This is a genomic window from Serratia sp. J2, assembly GCF_046269175.1.
Lineage (GTDB): Bacteria > Pseudomonadota > Gammaproteobacteria > Enterobacterales > Enterobacteriaceae > Chania > Chania fonticola_C.
Window position 1 is genome coordinate 18,680 of sequence record NZ_JBKABN010000020.1, and the last position, 20,816, is coordinate 39,495.

Here is a 20,816-nt window from a genome sequence, read left to right on the forward strand (position 1 = left end):
TTGTGGGCAAAGAAGCGGCCAGTTACAACTGACACGCGTCCCTATTAGGCTAATTCTTATTATGGCAATGGGAGTCAAACATGATGCAATCTTTTGATAAGTCTCACAACATCGATAAGGCAAGTGCGCTTCCTGGCCGTACAACGCCAATGCCCGTCGCTGCGCTTAACGAGGTGACCGGCCATTCCATGACCTTCGTACCCGAGGGGATGGCAACGGCCATCTTCGGCATGGGCTGCTTTTGGGGCGTTGAACGCCTGTTTTGGCAACAGCCGGGGATTTATAGCACTGCCGCAGGTTACAGCGGTGGCTATACGCCAAATCCAACCTATCGGGAGGTATGCAGCGGCCAGACTGGGCATGCCGAAGTGGTACGCGTAGTCTTTGACCCGCAGGTCATCAGCTATCGCCAACTGTTACAGGTATTCTGGGAAAACCACGATCCTGCGCAGGGCATGCGTCAGGGCGGGGATATCGGTACCCAATACCGCTCTGCTATTTACTACCTGGATGCAGAACAACAGGCCGAAGCGGAGCAAAGCCTGCAAGCATTCCAACAGGCGATGGATAAAGCGGGCGATCAGCGCACCATCACCACCGAAATCGCACCGGCACTGCCTTTCTACTATGCAGAAGATGACCACCAACAATACCTGCATAAGAATCCAGGCGGCTATTGTGGCCTGGGCGGCATTGGGGTGTGCCTGCCTCCACAGGGTTAAGCTGTTAATTTTTAACCACTGGCGGCCCTCACGGGGCAACTGCTATACTGTGTTGGGCCGCGTTTGCGGCCCGCTTTTGTGGGCGCGTGATATAACGCACCTTGGATCCACCTTTTTAAACGGTATTACCCCTCCGAAAGATCGCCGACATCCCGTCGGTACGAATGGATAGACTATGTTAAACAGTATTTTACTGATTCTTTTTCTGATCGCAGTGAGTGCGTTTTTCTCGCTTTCAGAAATCTCTCTGGCTGCGTCACGCAAGATCAAACTCAAACTGATGGCTGATGAAGGTAACATCAATGCCGCCAGGGTCCTTAAGCTGCAGGAAACCCCGGGTATTTTCTTTACCGTGGTGCAAATCGGCCTCAACGCCGTGGCCATCCTCGGCGGTATCGTTGGCGATGCAGCCTTCTCCCCCAGTTTCAAATTGATTTTCGACCGTTTTCTGTCACCCGAGATTTCCGAACAGGTAAGCTTTATGTGCTCGTTTGTGATGGTGACCAGCATGTTCATCCTGTTCGCGGATTTAACGCCGAAGCGCATCGGTATGATTGCACCAGAGACGGTTGCCGTCCGGATCATCAACCCGATGCGTTTCTCGATCATGCTGTTCCGCCCGCTGGTCTGGTTCTTCAACGGCATGGCCAACCTGATTTTCCGCATGTTCAAGCTGCCGATGATGCGTAAAGACGACATCACCTCCGAAGATATTTACGCGGTGGTGGAAGCTGGCGCGCTGGCCGGGGTACTGCGCAAACAGGAACATGAGCTGATTGAAAACGTCTTCGAGTTGGAATCGCGCACCGTGCCCTCTTCAATGACGTCCCGCGAAAGCGTGATTTACTTCGACCTGCGGGAAAGCGAAGACAGTATTAAAGAAAAGATCTCCACTCACCCGCATTCCAAGTTCCTGGTGTGCGACGGCCATATCGATCAGGTCGTTGGCTATGTTGACTCCAAAGACCTGCTGAACCGCGTTTTGGGCAACCAGAGCCTGGTACTGAGCAGCGGTGTGCAGATCCGCTCGGCGCTGATCGTGCCGGATACTCTAACCCTGTCAGAAGCGCTGGAAAGCTTTAAAACCGCCGGTGAGGACTTTGCGGTGATCCTCAATGAATATGCTTTGGTGGTCGGGATTATTACGCTGAACGATGTGATGACCACGCTGATGGGGGACCTGGTAGGCCAAGGTCAGGAAGAGCAGATCGTGACGCGTGATGAGAACTCGTGGCTGATTGAAGGTGGGACGCCAATCGAAGACGTGATGCGTGTACTGCATATCGATGAGTTCCCACAGGCTGGCAACTACGAAACCATTGGCGGCTTTATGATGTATATGCTGCGCAAAATCCCGAAACGTACCGACTTTGTAAAATATGCCGGGTACAAGTTTGAAGTGGTCGATATCGACAGCTACAAAATTGATCAGCTATTGGTCACCAGGCTGGTCGACAAACCGATCACAGTGCTACCAAAAGCCCCAGATGAAACACCTCAGGCCTAAATTCTCCTGCGGTAGAAACATTAGCGGCCCCTAAGGGGCCGCAGTTACTTTGCTTTGCAGGTACTCCATACATCGCGCTTTAGCCCATTTCGGCCTGCAGTAACAACACCTGCCGGTTAACTTCTGACATCACATTGAAGTGGCGTTTGTCACGAACCTTCGGCAACAGGATTTTCCCCTTGTCGAATTCGAACGCCCCCACATCCTTGATGTACAGCCGCCCCCGGAACAGGGTTTTTACATACGTAGCCACTTTCAGTGGGTTATAACGCTGGAAGATTCTCATAGTTGTTACTCTCCTCCCATTGGATCCATGCGCTCAGCGAGCGGCCAAAGTGGCCACCTCGACATTCGGAGCGCAACTTGATTGCTTTCTAGTAGACTGAGTAAAGACCATTTCGTTCAACTTCGCCTGGATTTCTATCCTGGATTTACACTTTCTGACAGAATTGTGTATACCTATTTATAACCTTTGCAGTATATCTATTCAAAAAGCGCGTAATTGTCGCCAGAAGGAAAAACTGCGATCCGGTTAACAGGACAGACCTCGGATGAGCACCTATGCTTTAATCACCTTGAGTCATATTGAGACTTATTTCCCTCTGCAGGAGAACGCATGAAAAATAGCATGCTGATAATATCGCTGCTGTTGGCCCCGATGTTGGCCTCTGCTCACAACCTTCAGCTCCACCAGCGCGTGGCACCTATCGGCGTCAGCGATAAAGGTGAGTTGGACTATGTTGATAATAAGTTTAGCTACAAAGGTTGGAATAGCGCGCAGCTCAGTGGAAAAGTGCGAGTGGTGCAACATATTGCTGGCCGCACTTCGGCCAAAGAGCTCAACGATCCGCTGATTGAAGCCATCAAAGCCGCTAAGCTACCGCACGATCGTTACCAAACGACGACCATCGTCAATACCGACGACGCCATCATCGGCACCGCCATCTTTGTGCGTAACAGTATTGAAGACAGCAAGAAAGAGTTCCCTTGGTCGCAGTTCATTGTCGACAGTAATGGCAACGTCAAAAAAGCCTGGGACCTGCAACCAAAAGGCTCGGCAATTGTGGTGCTCGATAAAGAAGGCAAGATCCAGTTTGCCAAAGATGGCGCACTGACGCCGCAAGAGGTGCAGCAGGTGATGGAGATGCTGCACCAGTTGCTGAAATAGCGCTTAAACGGCGTCCCGCACGGCGATACGCGGTGCGCAGCCTAAAACAGAGAAACCCTAAAGCCAGGGTTCAGGAAAGACTCACGCGGGGTGTATAACAGCGGCTTGCCCTGCCAATCGTGGATCTGAGCCCCGGCTGCTACCGCTACCGCGTGCCCTGCCGCCGTATCCCAGATATTGGTTGGCCCAAACCGTGGGTAAAGCTGCGCCCGCCCTTCCGCCACCAGGCAGAACTTCAGTGACGAACCTACAGAGATGGTTTGGTGTGCGCCCAACTGTTGCAGATAATCCTGTAATTCCTCATCACTATGAGAGCGGCTGACCACTACCAACGGTAGCTCGGCATTACTGACGCTAATCTCACGACGTCGGCCCCCCTCTTCCTTCCAGGCCTTGCCGCGTTCGGCCAGATACAGCACGTCCATCGCCGGAGCATAGACCACTCCCATTACCGCCTCACCCTCTTCGATCAGCGCGATATTGACCGTGAACTCACCGTTACGGTTTAAAAACTCTTTGGTACCGTCCAACGGATCGACCAGCCAGTAACGCGTCCAGTTACGGCGGACTTCCCAGGCAGGAGGGTCTTCCTCTGAGAGCAGTGGGATCTCCGGCGTCAGTGCCGCCAGACCTCGTTTGATAATATGGTGCGCGGCCAAATCCGCGGCAGTCACCGGTGAATCATCTTTTTTCTGCGCCACATCAAGCGGTTGTTCACCATGATATACCGCCATGATCGCCGTACCCGCCTCGCGGGACAGCTGGCAAATCTGCTCCAACATAGTGCACCTCAGACATTAAGTTCCGTGGGACATTTCCCCTTTCTATAGCTTGCAGCCTAGTTTTTTTTGGGCGGAATATCCATCTCAACTCGCTAAGCTGCGGTATTTATTCAAGTCTTCTCTGTCACAACTTTGCATATCTGTCCGTTACATTCGGCCAATTTATGCCAGACTTCACAGTTTGCTGATAAAGAGAGTGGTAATTACATACCCCTTTGAGATGCCACTCTAAGATTAATCCAATGGAGATAACCATGATCAAGCGCCCTTTGGGACTATCTGCCCTGGCCCTGCTGGTTTGCGCCTCAACGCAGGCAGCCACGGTTGACCTGCGCGTGCTGGAAACCAGCGATCTGCACGGCAATATGATGGACTTCGACTATTACAAGGATAAGCCCACCGATAAATTCGGCCTGGTGCGCACCGCCAGCCTGATCCAACACGCTCGCCAGCAGGTGACCAACAGCGTGCTGGTCGATAACGGTGACATCATCCAGGGCAGCCCAATGGCTGACTATATGGCCGCCAAGGGCTTGAAACCTGGCGATACCCACCCGGTCTACAAGGCGATGAATACCCTGGATTATGTGGTGGGCAATATCGGTAATCACGAGTTCAACTACGGGCTCGACTATCTGAAGAATGCCCTGGCCGGTGCCAAATTCCCCTACGTCAACGCCAACGTTATTGATGCCACCACGCAAAAACCGTTGTTCACTCCCTACATTATTGTCGATACCCCGGTAAAAGACCGTGATGGCCAAGCTCATACTTTACGTATCGGCTATATCGGCTTTGTGCCGCCGCAGATCCTGGTATGGGATAAAGCCAACCTGCAGGGGAAAGTGACCGTAAACGACATCACCGAAACGGCCAAACGCTACGTACCGGAAATGCGCAAACAAGGTGCCGATCTGGTCGTCGCGATCCCCCACTCTGGCCTTTCCAGCGATCCCTATAAGGCCATGGCGGAAAACTCGGTGTACTACCTCAGCCAGGTTCCAGGCATCGATGCCATCATGTTCGGCCATGCGCACGCGGTGTTCCCCAGCAAGGATTTCGCCAATATCAAAGGCGCGGATATCGATAAAGGCCTGCTGAACGGCGTACCTGCGGTGATGCCCGGCCAATGGGGCGATCATCTCGGCATCGTGGATCTGCAATTGAATAACGATGAGGGAAATTGGAAGGTTACCGCAGCGAAGGCGCAAGCCAGGCCGGTTTATGACAAAGAGAACAAGCGTTCGTTGGCAGCGGAAGATCCCGCGCTGGTCAAGGTGTTAGAGGAAGATCATAAGGGAACGCGTGAGTTCGTCAGCAAGCCTATCGGCAAGTCCGACGGCAATATGTACAGCTATCTGGCCCTGATCCAGGACGATCCTACCGTGCAGATCGTCAACAATGCGCAAAGAGCCTACGTCGAGCGTTATATTCAAGGCGATCCGGATCTGGCCGATCTGCCGGTATTGGCCGCTGCAGCACCGTTCAAAGTGGGCGGCCGCAAGAACGATCCCGCCAGCTTTGTCGAGGTGGAAAAAGGCCAGCTCACCTTCCGCAATGCCGCCGATCTCTATCTCTACCCGAATACCTTGGTGGTGGTTAAAGCCAGCGGTAAGGAAGTGAAAGAGTGGCTGGAGTGCTCCGCCGGGCAGTTCAACCAAATTGACGTTAACAGTAGCAAACCGCAGGGGCTGATCAATTGGGACGGTTTCCGCACCTATAATTTTGACGTGATCGACGGCGTCAATTATCAAATCGACGTCAGCCAACCGGCACGTTACGACGGAGAGTGTACGCTGATCAATGACCAGGCGGAGCGTATCAAGCAGCTGACCTTTAAGGGCAAGCCGATCGATCCTGACGCCCAGTTCCTGGTTGCGACCAACAACTACCGTGCCTACGGCGGCAAGTTTGCCGGAACGGGCGATAAGCATATTGCCTTTGCTTCACCGGATGAGAACCGCGCGGTATTGGCGGCCTACATCAGCGAAGAAACCCAGAAACACGGCGCGGTGCATCCACAGGCGGACAATAACTGGCGTTTGGCCAGTTTCCACAGCCCACAGCCGCTGGATATCCGCTTTGAGACCTCCCCTAGCGAGAAGGCTGCTGCATTTATTAAGGATAACGCCCAGTATCCTATGAAATCGGCGGGTAACGACAGCATCGGCTTTGAGCTGTATAAGATCGACCTACAAGCCAAATAATTGCGCGTTAGGCGCGTTACGGCGCGCCTTTTAGCCTCTACCCCTTTTTAACCATGGCGCACCCTTTAAACTGCATTTAAAATGCATGTTATAGTTTTCTTACTTTAAAGGGGCATCATCATGGATTACCGTAACCAATCCCTAGGCGCACTCGCCATCGCGATCCCACGTGCCAGCAAGCTGTTCCGCGACTACGATCTGGACTTCTGCTGCGGGGGTAAACAAACCCTGGAGCGCGCTGCCAGCCGCAAAGAACTGGATCTGGATCAGTTGGAAAGTGAGTTGGCCGCGCTGGCGGCAGACCCGGTGGATACCCGCGATTGGCGCCGGGCTCCGCTGGCTGAGATCATCGATTACATCCTGCCACGCTTCCACCAACGCCACCGTGAACAGCTGTCAGAACTGGTGTTGATGGCGGAAAAGGTTGAACGCGTTCACGGCGACAAGCCCACCTGCCCACGCGGACTGGCCAAGCAGCTAAACCTGATCCGGCTCGATCTGGAAAATCACATGATGAAGGAAGAACAGATCCTGTTCCCGCTGATTAAACAAGGCATGGGGCAACAGGCGGCAGGGCCGATTTCGGTGATGGAACATGAACATGATGAGGCTGGCGAGCAGTTGGAGGTGGTGAAATTCCTCACCAACAACGTCACGCCACCTGATGGGGCATGCAATACCTGGCAGGCGCTGTACAGTGGTATCAATACGTTTATCAGCGATCTGATGGAGCATATCCATCTGGAGAACAACCTACTGTTCCCACGCGCACTGAGCGGCAAATAGCCCCTCCCCCTAAACCCTCTCCCAAAGGGAGAGGGACACAACGTAGATTACAGAATTTCGAGCAGCTCAACGTCAAACACCAGCGCGCTGAATGGCGGGATGGATGCGCCTGCACCACGCTCGCCATAGGCCAGGTTGTGAGGGATATACAGCTGCCATTTTGAGCCAACCGGCATCAGCGTCAGAGCTTCGATCCAGCCGGGGATCACGCCGCTGACCGGGAACTCGGCGGGTTGACCACGTTCAACGGAGCTGTCGAACACATCACCGTTGATCAGGCGACCGGTGTAATGCACACGCACGCGATCCTGACGTGATGGGATTGGGCCATTGCCTTGCTCCAGCACGGAGAACTGCAGGCCAGACTCGGTCAGCGTCACTTCGTCACGCTTGGCGTTATCTTCCAGGAACTTCTGGCCTTCAACGGCCATCGCCTGCTGGCGCTCAAGACGCACAGCATCCGCACGTTCGTGGATTTCACGCAGCGCACGATGGACCACATCTACCGGAACCGCCGGGGCATTCCCTTCCAGCGCGTCACGCAGGCCAGCCAGCAGAGCTTCTGGTTGTAAACCTTGCAGGCCGGACTCTTGCAGTTGCTGACCGACCTGTAAACCAATCCCGTAACTTGCTTGCGCTTCAACGCTATCAAAAGAAGGGGTTGTCATGGGGTTTTCCTTTAGTCTGTAAAAAGTCGAAAGCGCAGCATAACAGCGCGGCAAAGCCGGGTAAAATCTTGTGTGGAGAATGATGACTTTTGTCGTAGAAAAAGAAACAATAACCTGCTGTTAACGTTTGGTGTCATTATTCTCTCGGCTACCAATCGCTTCAAACAGTTAGCGATATAGACCCGGTACGGCTCAAGGCTGGCATCGAAGTGGCGCAGTGCAGAGACTATTCGCCCCTGACGGTGCACAAGTGCACTGCGGCTTGAAACCATAGGGTATACTGGGGTCAGCGATACACTTTTTGTAAAGTGACAATTTTACGCAGTTGAAGAGAGGTCACCATGGGCAGAATCGCGCCCAGGAGAAGGAAAACCACCCGTGTCTACCAGCCATTGCTACGCACCTGGCTGAATCTGAGCCAACGCCTGAAGCCTGGTCCGGCACCGGAAACGCCAGCAACCACCGATGAGCCAGACTCACCACCGCCACAGCAGAGCGGCAAGGGGCAAAGGCTCAAAGCGTTGTTGCTGAAAATATGGCACCTGCCGGACAGCCTCCACTGGATGGAACCTTTGCCGTATTTTCACCGCCGTTGGGTGATTATTTTTGGTGCTATCCTGCTACTGTCGCTGCTTTGGCCGTATTCCGACGATAACGCGCGTCCGTTCCCGGTCACCAGCCAGGAAAACCAGATACCGTTACAGGCTCAGTTGCAAAACGACGGCCAGCAAACGGCAGGCGAAAGCGATAGTTGGCAGCGATATCAGATCCAGGCAGGCCAAACCCTGGCGCAGCTGTTCCGTGACAACAACCTGCCGGTGAACGAGGTGTTTGCCATGGCGCGGGTTGAAGGCAACGATAAGCCGCTCAGCAATCTGAAGGCCGGGCAAGAAGTGCGTATCGAACGCAATGCTAACGGTGTGATCACCGCGCTCTCAGTCACCACCGTGGATAACAGTGAAGCCCTGTTTCGCCGCCAGAGCGATGGCAGCTACCTGCGCATTCGCTAATCTTGAAGCTGATCCAGCAGAAAATCACGCAGTACAACCCCTTGGTTGTGCTGTGTGTCCTTGCTGCCATACAGTAGGGTCAACGGTTCTCCTTTCCTTAACAACGCCACCAGCGGCTGCCAGGCATCATTAGTGGCCAGCTGTTGGCGATAGAGTGCAACAAACTCATCCCACTGGTCAGTATGCTGATGAAACCACTGGCGTAACGCCGTATCCGGTGCCACCTGCTTAAGCCAGATGACGCCCTGCAACCTTTCCTTACTCACACCGCGCGGCCATAGCCGGTCAGTCAGATAGCAGTGCTCCGGTGCCGGGCCGCTGAAATCGTAGACTCGCTGTAAGATAACTTCTGCCATTTTCGCCTCTCCTTGCCAACAGATAGCCTCAGAGTAGCGCGTTTTACCCGGCGCTGAAAAGCAAAACGCCAGCACTAGGCTGGCGTTTTAACTTGGTGTACTAAAGCCGATTAAGCTTCAGCAACCACAACTACATTCAGCTGTGCGAACACGTCGCTGTGTACCTGGAAGTGCACTTCGTGCTCACCAGTGGTACGCAGAACGCCGTTCGGCAGACGAACTTCGCTCTTGGCAACTTCAACGCCTGCCGCAGTAACTGCGTCAGCGATGTCGCGGGTGCCGATAGAGCCGAACAGTTTACCTTCGTCGCCTGATTTAGACGCGATGGTGACTGAACCCAGTTCGTTGATCTTGGTTGCGCGAGCTTCAGCAGCAGCCAGAACGTCAGCCAGTTTGGCTTCCAGTTCAGCACGGCGTGCTTCGAAGAACTCTACGTTTTTCTTGGTAGCAGGAACAGCTTTGCCCTGTGGTACCAGGAAGTTACGGGCATAACCCGCTTTAACGTTAACCTGATCACCCAGGCTGCCCAGGTTTGCTACTTTATCAAGCAGAATAACTTGCATTACCTTATCCTCTCAAAGTCGTTAATGGACAGTGGCCGATTACTGATGACGATCAGTGTACGGCAACAAAGACAGGTAGCGCGCGCGCTTGATAGCACGGGCCAGCTGGCGCTGATATTTTGCACGAGTACCGGTGATACGGCTCGGGACAATTTTACCACTTTCAGTGATGTAGTTTTTCAGCGTAGCGATGTCTTTATAGTCAATCTCTTGAACGCCTTCCGCGGTGAAACGGCAGAACTTGCGACGACGGAAATAACGTGCCATTTGGCTAGTCTCCAGAATCTATCAATTCAATCTGCTCGGCATGCAGGACCAATTTGTTCAGCCCGTTGCGCCCTTGATGGCAACTAACGAAGCCTTGAACGGTAACCTGACTGCCGACCGTTAATCTTTGAGTTAAAGCTTGTGACTGTTGTCCGCTGACAACCACGGGCATTCGGCACCATGCTTGCCTGCTGAATCCGGCTTCCATCTGCGACGATCGGTGCTCAAGCACAAATTGGCAGTGGGGTATCCCGGAAGGACTCACTTTTCGCACCGGCGTCTTGCACACTGTGCCAGACAACACCAGACGATTAGCCGTCACGACAGCAATTACTCTTCAGAATCCCCAGCATCTGCATCATCTGCGGTTTCGTTAGCGAAGTCTTCGCGGCGATCGCCACGACGTTCGTCTTTCGCTTTAACCATCGGAGATGCTTCAGTTACCGCGTGCTTAACGCGCATAACCATGCTACGGATAACGGCGTCGTTGAAGCGGAAGTTAGTTTCCAGCTCATCGATCGCTTCCTGCGGAGCTTCAACGTTCAGCAGAACGTAGTGGGCTTTGTGCAGTTTATTGATCGGGTAAGCCAGTTGACGGCGGCCCCAGTCTTCCAGACGGTGAATCTGACCTTGCGCGTTAGTGATGGTAGCACTGTAACGCTCGATCATGCCCGGAACCTGTTCGCTTTGGTCAGGATGGACCATAAAAACGATTTCGTAATGACGCATCGAATTGCTCCTTACGGATTATTCAGCCTCCTGTCAGGGTCAACCGCGGCCCATGGAAGCAAGGAACGTGTGTATGTGTGCGGCTGAAAAATGACGCGTAATCATACCGGCGCAAGGGGGGGAACTCAAGGACTGAGTAGGATTTATTGAGGTTTATGCGTAAGGCCACGAGAAATAGCACGATTTGCTGGCAGAAAAAGCGATGTATGCCGATCCATAGGTTTTAAAAATCCTTCAACAAAATCATCAGCCCACTGGAAATCATTATCATTTTTTTTGAATAAGGCCATCAAAATCTCACCCTTTTTAATCCTGACTATCGGACTAAAGTTAAATTATCCGCCGCAGAAAGCGCAGCGATAAAGGGTTGCAGTTATTCAAGATTGATAAATAACTTTTTGCTTAATGAACAGTATATCGGCGGTGGGCCAAGTGACACGCCGCCGTAGCAAAGGGTTAAGAGAGGTGTCTATGAAACGTATCACCATCGCTACCGCTATCGCGTTGCTGCTTTCCGCCAACGCCATGGCCGCCACTGAGATCACCGCACACCAGGCCGCAGAGCGCCAAAGCATTGGCTTCGTCAGCCTCGATCAGGAAGTGGTTTCGCCCGACGACGCAACGTCCCAAATCAACAAGATTGCCGATCAACGCGGCGCCAGCGCTTACCGGATTGTTGCGCTACATGAGCCAGGCAGCACCGCGTCTATCCACGTCAGCGCCGAGCTTTATCGCTAACCGAAAATGCAGCACCAGGGAACCCAGCCGCACCAAGAGGCGGTCGATCAGTAACAGCCAGGCCTTGCCCCCTCCCTCGGGGGCTTTTTACAGCGAATCCTGGAAAAAGGCGGCGGTAGCGTTCAAAGCCCCAGGGGTAATACGATGGCGTACTTCCGCTTCAGTGAGGTAGGTCAACCGACGATCCAGGCCTCGCCGGCGTAACTCACCGGCCAAGCGCTCACTCTCCAACGCTGGTACTACATCATCGGTTTCACCATGCCATAACAGCAGTGGCCGCCCGGCAAAACTCTCCCAATGATGTTCAACCTCATAAGCGACCAGGGGCGCAAGACGTGCCTTGAGCGCGGACTGCTCCAGCGCTTGACCATGCGCATCCAATGGCGGATACAACGTCTGCGCCAGTGAAGTAAAGTAGCCCGACCCCATCAGGCTGGCGGCAGCTTTCACCCAAGGGTAACGGGTAAATGCCCCTAAGGTGGTCATTCCCCCCATCGAAGCGCCCGCCACGCCAATGCGATCCCCGGCAATTAGCCCACGCTGCTCAAAGTGCGTTTTGAGCGCGGGTAACTCATCGACGTTACTTTTGAGGATTTCCCAGAAATGCGCCAGCCGCCGTGCTTCATCACCATCAAACCGCTCACCGTGCATCGCACAATCGGGCAGCACCACCCGGAATCCGACCTTGGCCAGCGCATAGGAAAAATAAGCGTACACCTCTTTCGATGAGGTATAGCCGTGATAGAAAAAGATCGTGGGTAACGGCTGCTCATAGCGCCCGGCTGGCACCGCATGGATCACCGCAACGTCACCCACCCGCTCATCATGGATCTCGATCATGTATTCCCCCTGTGCCCAATCTTCTCTATGATGGCAAATATCGGCCCGAAACCGTAGTTCAAACCGTTCTACTCTATGCTAAATAGCGATGAGGCCAGCATGAATCTTTCCCGTTCGTTGATCACCCTATTGCTGTTTGGTTTGTTATCCGGCTGCAGCGTATTTAAAACCACGCCCAAACCCCCACCGCCGCCTACCGCTCAGGCACAGGAGATCACCCGTGCCCAAACCACCGAGTTGGAGAAGATGGGGACGATCAGCGCGCTAGTGCATGGCAGCCCGATGAACGTGGAAGCCGAGATCCAGCGCAAAGCTAACGCCAGCGGGGCACGCTATTACATGATCATCATGAACAGCGAAACCATCGTGCCGGGCCAGTGGTATTCACAGGCGATACTTTATCGGTAGTGCGGGCTCTGAGAGATAAGTAAAAACGGGTGCCCGAATAGACACCCGTAAAAGATATTTCCGCGATTACTCTTTGATTACCGGCCCAGTTACATCACCGTTATTGGTGTATCTCCCCGTCAGGTTCAGTTTTACCCCTTCCAGGCCGCCGATCACCGCGCCGCGCCGGTTAGTTAAATTCTGGCTGTTGATCGTGGTGACCTTGTCGGACCACAATTGACCGCTGTTGGTCAATGCCCCGTTAACGCGAATATCCAGCACTTCTCTACCGTGGACTAGGCCGCTGTTGGTAAAGGCTGAAGCCACTTCTACTCTACTGCTACCTGTTGAAGATATCGTGCCATTGCCGTTATCCAGGCGGTTAGCCAGCAGCGACAGATAAGCCACACTTGAAAGGGTGCCGCGGTTATTATCCACGTTGCCGGCATACTTCATGTTCAAGTTGCCACCGCTGGCAGCAATCAGACCCCGACTGTTGTACACCCGGTTACCGGTCATGCTCAGATCGCCCATACTGATAATGCCCCCCTGAGTGTCCTCCGGCATATCGATATGCACGCCCATCACTCGACCAAAATTTTCACCATTACGGTTATAGAGAGTCGCCGCCTTTATTTCTGCCGTCTTCTCGGCAAAAATCAGCCCCTCGTCATTGCGCAATGTATCGGTATGCACATGAACTTCCTGCCCCCCCAACATGCCCGCATTGTTGTTGACCGTGCTGGCGTATAGCTCCGTGCTACCCAGCTCGCTACGGATCACGCCATAGTTGTTATTAAGGGCATTTTGGATGCGAACGTCATTGCCCTTGTCCAGGGTTAACCCACCCGTGCGGTTATCCAGGCTGTTTGCCTGCAGCAACAGCTTGCCCTCACCGCTAACACTGCCATCCCGGTTGTCCATGGCGTTGATATTGGCGAGCTGGATATCCCCCATGGCAGAGATCTGCCCACTCTCGTTGAGCAGGTTACTGCCGTTGGTGTTTACGTTCAGCATCTTGGTCGCTTGCAAACTACCGGTTCTATTGGTCAGTAGCCCACTGTTGATATCCAACGCCCCAGCCGACTCAATCAAACCGTTGGTGTTATTGAGCGCTGCTTTGTTTGTCGTCAGCTTAAAATCGTCACCGGCACTCATTTTACCGTTAGCGCTATTATTCAACGTACCGCTGGTAGACAGATTTACGTGATGTTGAGCCGCTATTTCGCCACCACGGTTATCAAGCGTGCCGCCAACGGTCATCGACAGATCGGACAACGAAGAGCCAAAGGCAAAAATCTGCCCATTACGGTTATCCAACTCACCGCTGATGATAGTGGAGTTACCACTGGTGGTGATCAGGCCATTGTTATTGTTCAACTGACCCGTTTTCAGCACTATACCCAAGGTGCTGTAAATGCCGGTGTCATTATTGCGGCCAGTATTGGTCAGCAACTGCCCATTGGTATCGATAGTGACCTGTGAACTGGCTTGCACCATACCGTTGGTATTGTTCAATTGCCCGCTATTGATGCTCACAGAGCCGATGGCCGCTATGTTGCCGTTGGTATTGGTAAGGCGGTTTTTATGGGTATTGATAGTGATACCACCGTTCCCGCCGGTGATTTTCCCCCTGGTATTATTAATAGTGCCGGTGGTGTTCAGCTTGTTGGCACGTGCGGCGGATAGGGTCCCTGAACGGTTATCCAGCACACCATTAACGTCCATCACCAGATCTGAAGTGGAAGCCGCGATGGTACCGGCATTTCGAACGCCTACTCCGCTTTCTGTCCCCACCAAGGTGATCTTGCCGGCATACATCCCCCCCAAAGCAGCAACGTCAATCCCAACGCCAGGTCTGCCCAACGCCGAGGCCAGTGCAGTCGCCTGGGTGTTATCCGCATTGACGTTATTACGGCCAGTGGTCACTTTCAAATCCTTGGCCCAGACGCCGGCATTAATCACCACCGAGCGAGCAATCAGATCGGTATAATTACTGTCACCGCTGTTCAGGCCACTGCCATTAATAACAATGGTGCCTTTTTCCGTTTTATATCCCTGTATGGCACCATCGGCAATCTGGGCAGTACCGGTGGTCAGCGTTGCTCTGCCGGCATTAATAAAGCCGCAGCCACTACAGGTAATACCTGCCGGGTTGGCAATAATTACCTGAGCCTGCTGGCCTGCAACTTCCACCATGCCATTTAACACGCTGGCCCGATTAGTGTTGACCTCATTAAGGATCACCGAGGCCGCCCCACCGCTTAAATTCGCATTACCCGCGAGACTCCCCGCCAGTTGGCTATTAGCCCCGTCAACACTGTTATTCAGCACCACACCGTTTTTATCAACATTGAACTGGTTGAAGATATTATGTGAAACACCCCCTTTACCCGCAGCGTTGATATTCACCACGGTCGAACCATTCGCCCCGGCATTAACCGCAGGGCTAGATGCCTGCCCGGCATCGGCAACGATAGCCGCATTAGCCACGGAGACGCAGCCAAAAGCCAGCAGCCCGGCAAAGTAGAGTGGCGAAAGATTCATCTGCAGAGATGAGCTGCTCTTTTCTTTACGTATCGATAATTCGGTTGTAGACGAGAGATTACTATATGTCATGCTGTTAATTCCTTTTACACAATAGGAAAGTCAGTAGATTGCCGCGAACAAGCCGCAATAAAAATAAGACTTCCCCAAATAAATAATTAGCACAGATTGGCACTCACGAGCCGTGCTTAGTCTCCATTACATTAAAAATGTAACATACAACCTGTTACCCACTCAGCCAATTAGTTAAGCAGAACCCAAAAAAGGGCATATCCCACACATTAACGAGAATCATCCTTAAAATTACAGCAGAACACATCTTAGGCGCTCACACGAAATTAATATCATGCGAGATATTTCTATAATTAATCATTCGAGCTGAAGTCAGACAGGAAATTATACATCCAATGCCATCAGCATATTATCTGATGGCATTTCTCTCTAGACGATAAGCCCGAGCTCCTGTTTTAGTTCCCCATAGCCCGCTGAAGCAGCGTATCGCACACCTCAGCAGGCAGCATTCTATCCCCACGATAATCCAGCGTTAAATGGCACCAGGCCTCACCAATTGGCGGGCTGGCATGTTGCAGCAGTTGGGCGGCACAGCACAGATCGAATAACTGCTGGGTTAACAAACGCCCCATTTCTTCACGCGGCTGGCGCATACGCTGCTGCCACTGCCGCCAAGCGCGATCGAACAACCGATTCTGCCCGCGCACCGGCAACAGCTCCTGCTGCAGCAATTCCAACGCACCCGGCAGCTTATGCAGGCTGCGCATCACGTCCAGGCACATGATGTTGCCTGAACCTTCCCAAATGCTGTTAACCGGAACCTCACGATAAAGCCGCGGCAACTCACTCTCTTCACAATAACCAATACCCCCTAACACCTCCATCGCTTCAGCGATAAATGGTGCCCCCTGACGGCAAATGCTGTATTTCGCGGCCGGAGTAAGTAAGCGGCTATAAACGGTTTCTCCTGCATCCCCCCGACTTTCCCAGGCTCGCGCCAAACGAAAGAGTAAGGCGGTATGCCCTTCAAGCCGTAACGCCATACGGGCCAATACCTGCCGCATCAATGGCTGTTCAATAAGGCATTTACCAAACGCCTGCCGTTGCAGAGCATGGTACAACGCCACCGAAAGGCTGCGGCGCATCAGCCCATGGCTACCCAAAGCACAATCGAAGCGGGTCATACCGCCCATCTTGAGGATTTGCCTGACGCCATCTCCTTCATCACCCAACAGCCAGGCCGTGGCGTCCTGAAACTCGGCTTCGCTACTGGCATTGGAACGGTTGCCCAGCTTGTCTTTAAGCCGCTCCAGGCGGATGGCATTGCGCGTGCCATCAGGTAAGATCCTTGGCAGAAAGAAGCAGGACAGCCCGCCTTCCGTTTGCGCCAGCACCAGATGGGCATCACTCTGTGGCACCGAAAAGAACCATTTATGGCCCACCAGACGATAAGCCTCCCCATTGCCACGACTGGCGAGCGGCACGGCGGTGGTGGTATTGCTCAGCACGTCCGAACCGCCCTGCTTTTCCGTCATCCCCATGCCGATCAACAGCCCGCGCTTTTGTGCACCGGGCAACAGATGAGGGTCATAACGATCGGAAAGTAACGGGGTTAGCCAGGATTGATACTCCTTTGGCAGGGAACGCTGTAGCAGTGGGATAGCGCCAAAGGTCATGGTGATTGGGCAGAGCGTGCCGGCCTCCACCTGAGCGTGCAACACAAAGCGGGCGGCGCGGGCCACCAAGGAGCCAATACGGGCATCTTCCTGCCACGGCAGGTTATGCACCCGGTTAGCGACCAGCCCTTGCATCAGGATGTGCCAGGCTGGATGAAAGCGCACGTCGTCCAGGCGTTGCCCGGTAGCGTCATAGCGCAGCAACTCTGGTGGGTTGGTATTGGCCAGCCGCCCCAACTCCAGCGACTCCTGCGTGCCTAACTGCTGCCCAAGCGAGGCCAGAACGTCACTATCCCAACCTGCCAACTCGCGCTGCAGCGCTTCACGTAACGGCGTATCGGACAGGAAAAGGTTGCTGTTCCCCAAGGGCTTGGGTTGGTTAAAGACGGTATGCGTAGTCCAGACCATGAATTTGCTCCCTGATTAACGCTTCAGGGGTAATTATGGTCATTAGCTGGATTTCTGCCGCTGGCGGGATCACAAGATAGGAGATTAGAGGTAGGGGTGACAGGTTTCACCCCTATTAAATCATCAGCTGCGCTGGCGCACCGCTTCAAACAGACAGACACCGGTCGCTACCGAGACGTTCAGCGAGGAAACCGTACCGGCCATCGGAATGCTGATCAGTTCGTCGCAATGTTCACGGGTCAAACGACGCATACCTTCGCCTTCCGCGCCCATAACCAACGCCATCGGGCCGGTCATTTTGCTTTGATACAGCGTGTGGTCGGCTTCACCCGCCGTGCCCACGATCCAGATGTTCATCTCTTGCAGCAAACGCAGGGTACGAGCCAGGTTGGTGACGGTGATCAGTGGGACATTCTCGGCCGCACCGCAGGCCACTTTCTTCGCCGTCGCATTCAGTTGGGCAGAGCGATCGCGTGGGACGATCACCGCATGGACACCGGCAGCATCGGCACTACGCAGGCAAGCCCCCAGGTTATGGGGATCGGTAACGCCGTCCAACACCAGCAGGAATGGCGTTTCAACGCTTTCCAGCAGCCCAGGCAAATCGTTCTCCTGATATTTCCGCCCTTCACGCACCCGCGCAATAATGCCCTGGTGGACGGCCCCTTCGACCTTCTCATCCAGCCATTGGCGGTTAGCCACCTGGATCACAATACCGGTCGCTTCCAGCTCGGCAATCAAAGGCTGTAAGCGGCGATCGTCACGCCCCTTGAGAATAAACACTTCCAGGAAACGTTGTGGATCGTTGTCTAGCAGGGCTTTGACAGCGTGAATACCGTAGATAATTTCGCTCATGATGCTCTTTTAACTGTGCGGCCGGGATGACCCGGCCGGGGATAATAACGTGCGGCAGGTTAACCCTGCTCGGCACCTTTCTTCTTACTGGCACGCTTGGCTTTGGTCGCGGCCGCTATCTTTTTGGTTTTATCAGACGCTTTTTTGGCTTTTGCCTTCGGATCGGTTTTCGCTTTCGCCTTCGGGTCTGGCTTCACCTTGTCTGCAGGTTTGGCCTTGGCCCCATCTTTTTTACGGAAGGCGCTGTCTGGTTCAAAGTTGGCAGGCGTCTTGCCGCCACGGCGTTTACGTTGAGCCTGACTGCGGCCCGCTCCGGCACCGTCGCGCAGCGTACGCTGGCCGCCATTCTTGGCACGTTCGCGCTCGGTTTTTCCTTCACCACGCGGTTTGCGGGTGCTGGAAACCAGGGCGAAGTCGATCTTGCGTTCGTCCATATGCACGGCCTCAACGCGGATCTCCACCGTATCTCCCAGGCGATAGACCATGCCGGAAGATTCGCCGATCAGACGCTGGCCGATATTATCGTAGCGATAGTAATCGTTATCCAGCGTGGACACGTGTACCAGACCATCGATAAACAGATCGCTCAGGCGGACGAAGAAACCAAAGCCGGTGACGCTGGCAATAACGCCGCTAAACACTTCACCAACGTGATCCTGCATAAAGTCGCACTTCAACCAGTCCGCCACGTTACGCGTAGCTTCATCGGCACGGCGCTCGGTCATCGAGCAGTGCATACCCAGTTGCAGCATCTCTTCCAGATCGCTGTGCCAGCCTCCGGTTGGCGTCCAGCGCTCTTTCTGTTCGCCATGCTCCTTCGCCAACACGTACTTGATGGCGCGGTGCAGTGACAGGTCCGGGTAGCGACGGATCGGTGAAGTAAAGTGGCCATAAGAGGCCAACGCCAAGCCGAAGTGGCCACGGTTTTCCGGATCGTAGATCGCCTGTTTCATCGAACGCAGCAGCATGGTTTGCAGCATTTCACGGTCCGGGCGTTCAGATACCTCGTCCATCAAAGTGGCGTAATCTTTCGGCTGCGGCTTCAGGCCGCCACCCAGCGTCAGGCCCAGCTCGCTCAACACGCTGCGCAATGCGGAAATGTGATCGTCACTTGGACGATCGTGCACGCGGAACAGCGCGGGTTCGTTATGCTTCTCGACAAAGCGTGCCGCCGCAACGTTCGCCATGATCATGCACTCTTCGATCAGTTTGTGCGCGTCATTACGTACCGTTGGTTCTACGCGTTCAATACGGCGTTCAGCGTTGAAGATAAACTTGGCTTCTTCGGTTTCGAAGGCGATACCACCGCGTTCGGCACGAGCCTGATCCAGCACTTTATACAGCGCATGCAGCTCCTGCAGGTGTTTGACCAACGGATGATACTGCTCGCGCAGCTCCTGATCGCCCTGCAAGATATGCCAGACCTTGGTGTAGGTTAAGCGCGCATGGGAGCTCATTACCGCTTCGTAGAATTTAAACGAAGACAGACGGCCCGATGCGGAGATGGTCATCTCACTCACCATACACAGGCGGTCGACCTGTGGGTTGAGCGAGCACAGGCCGTTGGAAAGCACTTCCGGCAGCATTGGTACCACTTCCGATGGGAAGTAGACCGAGGTGCCGCGGCTACGGGCTTCGTCATCCAGCGCCGTGCGCGGGCGCACATAGTAGCTGACATCGGCAATCGCGACCCACAGGCGCCAGCCACCACCGCGTTTTTTCTCGCAGTACACGGCATCATCAAAATCGCGGGCGTCTTCGCCATCAATGGTGACCAGCGGCAAGTGACGCAGATCCACACGCCCTTTCTTGGCGGCTTCCGGCACCTGCTCACTGAGGTCGGCAACCTGCTTCTCCACCTGAGGTGGCCAGGTATGCGGGATCTCATGGGTACGCAATGCGATATCCACCGCCATGCTGGTCCCCATTTTATCACCCAGGATCTCGACGATCTTGCCCACGGCTTTGGTGCGGCGCGTTGGGCGCTGGGTCAGCTCGACCACCACCATAAAGCCCATCCGCGCCCCGCTGACCGAGTCGGCAGGGATCAGAATATCGAAGCTCAGGCGGCCGTCATCCGGCACCACGAAGCCGGTACCGGCATCGGTGAAGTAGCGGCCAACAATCTGGCTGGTTTTGGGTACCAGCACGCGCACGATACGCGCTTCACGGCGGCCTTTGCGATCTTCGCCCAGCGGTTGAGCCAACACCACATCGCCGTGGATGGCCATTTTCATTTGCTCGGCGGAGAGATAAAGGTCGTCTTTACGCCCTTCAACCCGCAAGAAGCCGAAGCCATCGCGGTGGCCGATCACCGTGCCACGCAGCAGGTCCAGACGCTCCGGCAGGGCATAGCACTGGCGGCGGGTAAAGACCAACTGGCCATCACGCTCCATCGCACGCAGGCGACGGCGCAGGGCTTCCAGCGCTTCTTCGCCGGATAAATTCAGTTCATTGCCCAACTCTTCGCGGCTGGCCGGCGTTTCACGTTTCGCCAAATGGGCCAGAATAAATTCGCGGCTAGGAATTGGGGATTCATATTTTTCTGCTTCTCGTTCCAGGAATGGATCTTGTGACATTGAGGTTCC

The 20,816-nt window shown here is 54.1% G+C and carries 22 protein-coding genes; 8 read left to right on the forward strand and 14 right to left on the reverse strand.

What is annotated here, in order from left to right; translation table 11 throughout:
- Positions 1-83 precede the first annotated feature (83 nt).
- Together msrA and ACKWMY_RS19330 are read left to right on the forward strand one after the other, a co-directional pair.
- Positions 84-722, forward strand: coding sequence for a peptide-methionine (S)-S-oxide reductase MsrA (gene msrA, locus ACKWMY_RS19325; RefSeq protein ID WP_199063289.1), 639 nt, complete (start codon positions 84-86; stop codon positions 720-722).
- A 175-nt stretch (positions 723-897) separates the two neighbouring features.
- Complete coding sequence (locus ACKWMY_RS19330) at positions 898-2,229, forward strand: hemolysin family protein (RefSeq protein WP_021179023.1); 1,332 nt, start codon at positions 898-900, stop codon at positions 2,227-2,229.
- Positions 2,230-2,308: 79 nt separating this feature from the next.
- Here the strand turns inward: ACKWMY_RS19330 and ACKWMY_RS19335 are convergent, their stop codons facing one another.
- Complete coding sequence (locus tag ACKWMY_RS19335; protein WP_021179022.1) at positions 2,309-2,515, reverse strand: DUF1107 domain-containing protein; 207 nt, start codon at positions 2,513-2,515, stop codon at positions 2,309-2,311.
- A gap of 330 nt (positions 2,516-2,845) precedes the next feature.
- Between ACKWMY_RS19335 and ACKWMY_RS19340 the strand changes: the two genes are divergently transcribed.
- Positions 2,846-3,397, forward strand: coding sequence for a YtfJ family protein (locus ACKWMY_RS19340; RefSeq protein ID WP_024529089.1), 552 nt, complete (start codon positions 2,846-2,848; stop codon positions 3,395-3,397).
- Between the two features lie 41 nt (positions 3,398-3,438).
- Here the strand turns inward: ACKWMY_RS19340 and cysQ are convergent, their stop codons facing one another.
- Positions 3,439-4,179 (reverse strand): 3'(2'),5'-bisphosphate nucleotidase CysQ, encoded by a 741-nt coding sequence (cysQ, locus tag ACKWMY_RS19345; RefSeq protein WP_024529090.1) that lies wholly within the window; start codon positions 4,177-4,179, stop codon positions 3,439-3,441.
- A 254-nt stretch (positions 4,180-4,433) separates the two neighbouring features.
- Here cysQ and ACKWMY_RS19350 point away from each other — a divergent pair, with 254 nt between their 5' ends.
- Together ACKWMY_RS19350 and ytfE are read left to right on the forward strand one after the other, a co-directional pair.
- The gene (locus tag ACKWMY_RS19350) at positions 4,434-6,386 is read left to right on the forward strand and encodes a bifunctional 2',3'-cyclic-nucleotide 2'-phosphodiesterase/3'-nucleotidase (RefSeq protein ID WP_211135363.1); all 1,953 of its coding nucleotides are present in this window, start codon (positions 4,434-4,436) and stop codon (positions 6,384-6,386) included.
- A gap of 120 nt (positions 6,387-6,506) precedes the next feature.
- Positions 6,507-7,172 carry an iron-sulfur cluster repair protein YtfE gene (ytfE, locus tag ACKWMY_RS19355; protein ID WP_211135361.1) on the forward strand — a complete coding sequence of 222 codons (666 nt, stop codon included), beginning with the start codon at positions 6,507-6,509 and terminating at the stop codon, positions 7,170-7,172.
- 47 nt (positions 7,173-7,219) lie between these two features.
- Here ytfE and ACKWMY_RS19360 read toward each other — a convergent pair whose 3' ends face one another.
- The gene (locus ACKWMY_RS19360) at positions 7,220-7,840 is read right to left on the reverse strand and encodes a peptidylprolyl isomerase (RefSeq protein WP_021179017.1); all 621 of its coding nucleotides are present in this window, start codon (positions 7,838-7,840) and stop codon (positions 7,220-7,222) included.
- A 341-nt stretch (positions 7,841-8,181) separates the two neighbouring features.
- Between ACKWMY_RS19360 and ACKWMY_RS19365 the strand changes: the two genes are divergently transcribed.
- Positions 8,182-8,850: an OapA family protein gene (locus tag ACKWMY_RS19365; RefSeq protein ID WP_024529093.1), complete on the forward strand. Its 669-nt coding sequence runs from the start codon at positions 8,182-8,184 to the stop codon at positions 8,848-8,850.
- On the opposite strand, the gene ACKWMY_RS19370 is transcribed toward ACKWMY_RS19365, so the two are convergent.
- The 6 genes from ACKWMY_RS19370 to ACKWMY_RS19395 form a co-directional block, all read right to left on the reverse strand.
- Positions 8,847-9,206, reverse strand: coding sequence for a DUF488 domain-containing protein (locus tag ACKWMY_RS19370; protein WP_024529094.1), 360 nt, complete (start codon positions 9,204-9,206; stop codon positions 8,847-8,849). The two genes, ACKWMY_RS19365 and ACKWMY_RS19370, sit on opposite strands and share 4 nt — an antisense overlap.
- 110 nt (positions 9,207-9,316) lie before the next feature.
- On the reverse strand, positions 9,317-9,769 hold the full coding sequence (gene rplI / locus ACKWMY_RS19375; protein ID WP_004933629.1) for a 50S ribosomal protein L9: 453 nt from the start codon (positions 9,767-9,769) through the stop codon (positions 9,317-9,319).
- A 39-nt stretch (positions 9,770-9,808) separates the two neighbouring features.
- Positions 9,809-10,036, reverse strand: coding sequence for a 30S ribosomal protein S18 (gene rpsR / locus ACKWMY_RS19380; RefSeq protein WP_000135199.1), 228 nt, complete (start codon positions 10,034-10,036; stop codon positions 9,809-9,811).
- Positions 10,037-10,040: 4 nt separating this feature from the next.
- Positions 10,041-10,358, reverse strand: coding sequence for a primosomal replication protein N (gene priB, locus ACKWMY_RS19385; protein ID WP_065684090.1), 318 nt, complete (start codon positions 10,356-10,358; stop codon positions 10,041-10,043).
- 8 nt (positions 10,359-10,366) lie between these two features.
- Positions 10,367-10,765 carry a 30S ribosomal protein S6 gene (gene rpsF / locus ACKWMY_RS19390; RefSeq protein WP_004933634.1) on the reverse strand — a complete coding sequence of 133 codons (399 nt, stop codon included), beginning with the start codon at positions 10,763-10,765 and terminating at the stop codon, positions 10,367-10,369.
- 143 nt (positions 10,766-10,908) lie between these two features.
- Positions 10,909-11,055, reverse strand: coding sequence for a hypothetical protein (locus tag ACKWMY_RS19395; RefSeq protein WP_161629501.1), 147 nt, complete (start codon positions 11,053-11,055; stop codon positions 10,909-10,911).
- Between the two features lie 181 nt (positions 11,056-11,236).
- Between ACKWMY_RS19395 and ACKWMY_RS19400 the strand changes: the two genes are divergently transcribed.
- The gene (locus ACKWMY_RS19400; RefSeq protein WP_024530178.1) at positions 11,237-11,503 is read left to right on the forward strand and encodes a DUF1471 domain-containing protein; all 267 of its coding nucleotides are present in this window, start codon (positions 11,237-11,239) and stop codon (positions 11,501-11,503) included.
- Between the two features lie 87 nt (positions 11,504-11,590).
- On the opposite strand, the gene yjfP is transcribed toward ACKWMY_RS19400, so the two are convergent.
- Positions 11,591-12,343 carry an esterase gene (gene yjfP / locus ACKWMY_RS19405; RefSeq protein WP_409486851.1) on the reverse strand — a complete coding sequence of 251 codons (753 nt, stop codon included), beginning with the start codon at positions 12,341-12,343 and terminating at the stop codon, positions 11,591-11,593.
- A gap of 99 nt (positions 12,344-12,442) precedes the next feature.
- Here yjfP and bsmA point away from each other — a divergent pair, with 99 nt between their 5' ends.
- The gene (gene bsmA, locus ACKWMY_RS19410) at positions 12,443-12,751 is read left to right on the forward strand and encodes a biofilm peroxide resistance protein BsmA (protein ID WP_024530180.1); all 309 of its coding nucleotides are present in this window, start codon (positions 12,443-12,445) and stop codon (positions 12,749-12,751) included.
- A 66-nt stretch (positions 12,752-12,817) separates the two neighbouring features.
- On the opposite strand, the gene ACKWMY_RS19415 is transcribed toward bsmA, so the two are convergent.
- The 4 genes from ACKWMY_RS19415 to rnr form a co-directional block, all read right to left on the reverse strand.
- Positions 12,818-15,349 (reverse strand): filamentous hemagglutinin N-terminal domain-containing protein, encoded by a 2,532-nt coding sequence (locus ACKWMY_RS19415; RefSeq protein ID WP_409486852.1) that lies wholly within the window; start codon positions 15,347-15,349, stop codon positions 12,818-12,820.
- Between the two features lie 395 nt (positions 15,350-15,744).
- Positions 15,745-17,373 (reverse strand): isovaleryl-CoA dehydrogenase, encoded by a 1,629-nt coding sequence (locus ACKWMY_RS19420; RefSeq protein ID WP_024530182.1) that lies wholly within the window; start codon positions 17,371-17,373, stop codon positions 15,745-15,747.
- A 123-nt stretch (positions 17,374-17,496) separates the two neighbouring features.
- The gene (gene rlmB, locus ACKWMY_RS19425) at positions 17,497-18,228 is read right to left on the reverse strand and encodes a 23S rRNA (guanosine(2251)-2'-O)-methyltransferase RlmB (protein ID WP_021179009.1); all 732 of its coding nucleotides are present in this window, start codon (positions 18,226-18,228) and stop codon (positions 17,497-17,499) included.
- Positions 18,229-18,287: 59 nt separating this feature from the next.
- Positions 18,288-20,807, reverse strand: coding sequence for a ribonuclease R (gene rnr, locus ACKWMY_RS19430; RefSeq protein ID WP_199062805.1), 2,520 nt, complete (start codon positions 20,805-20,807; stop codon positions 18,288-18,290).
- Between the last annotated feature and the right edge of the window lie 9 nt (positions 20,808-20,816).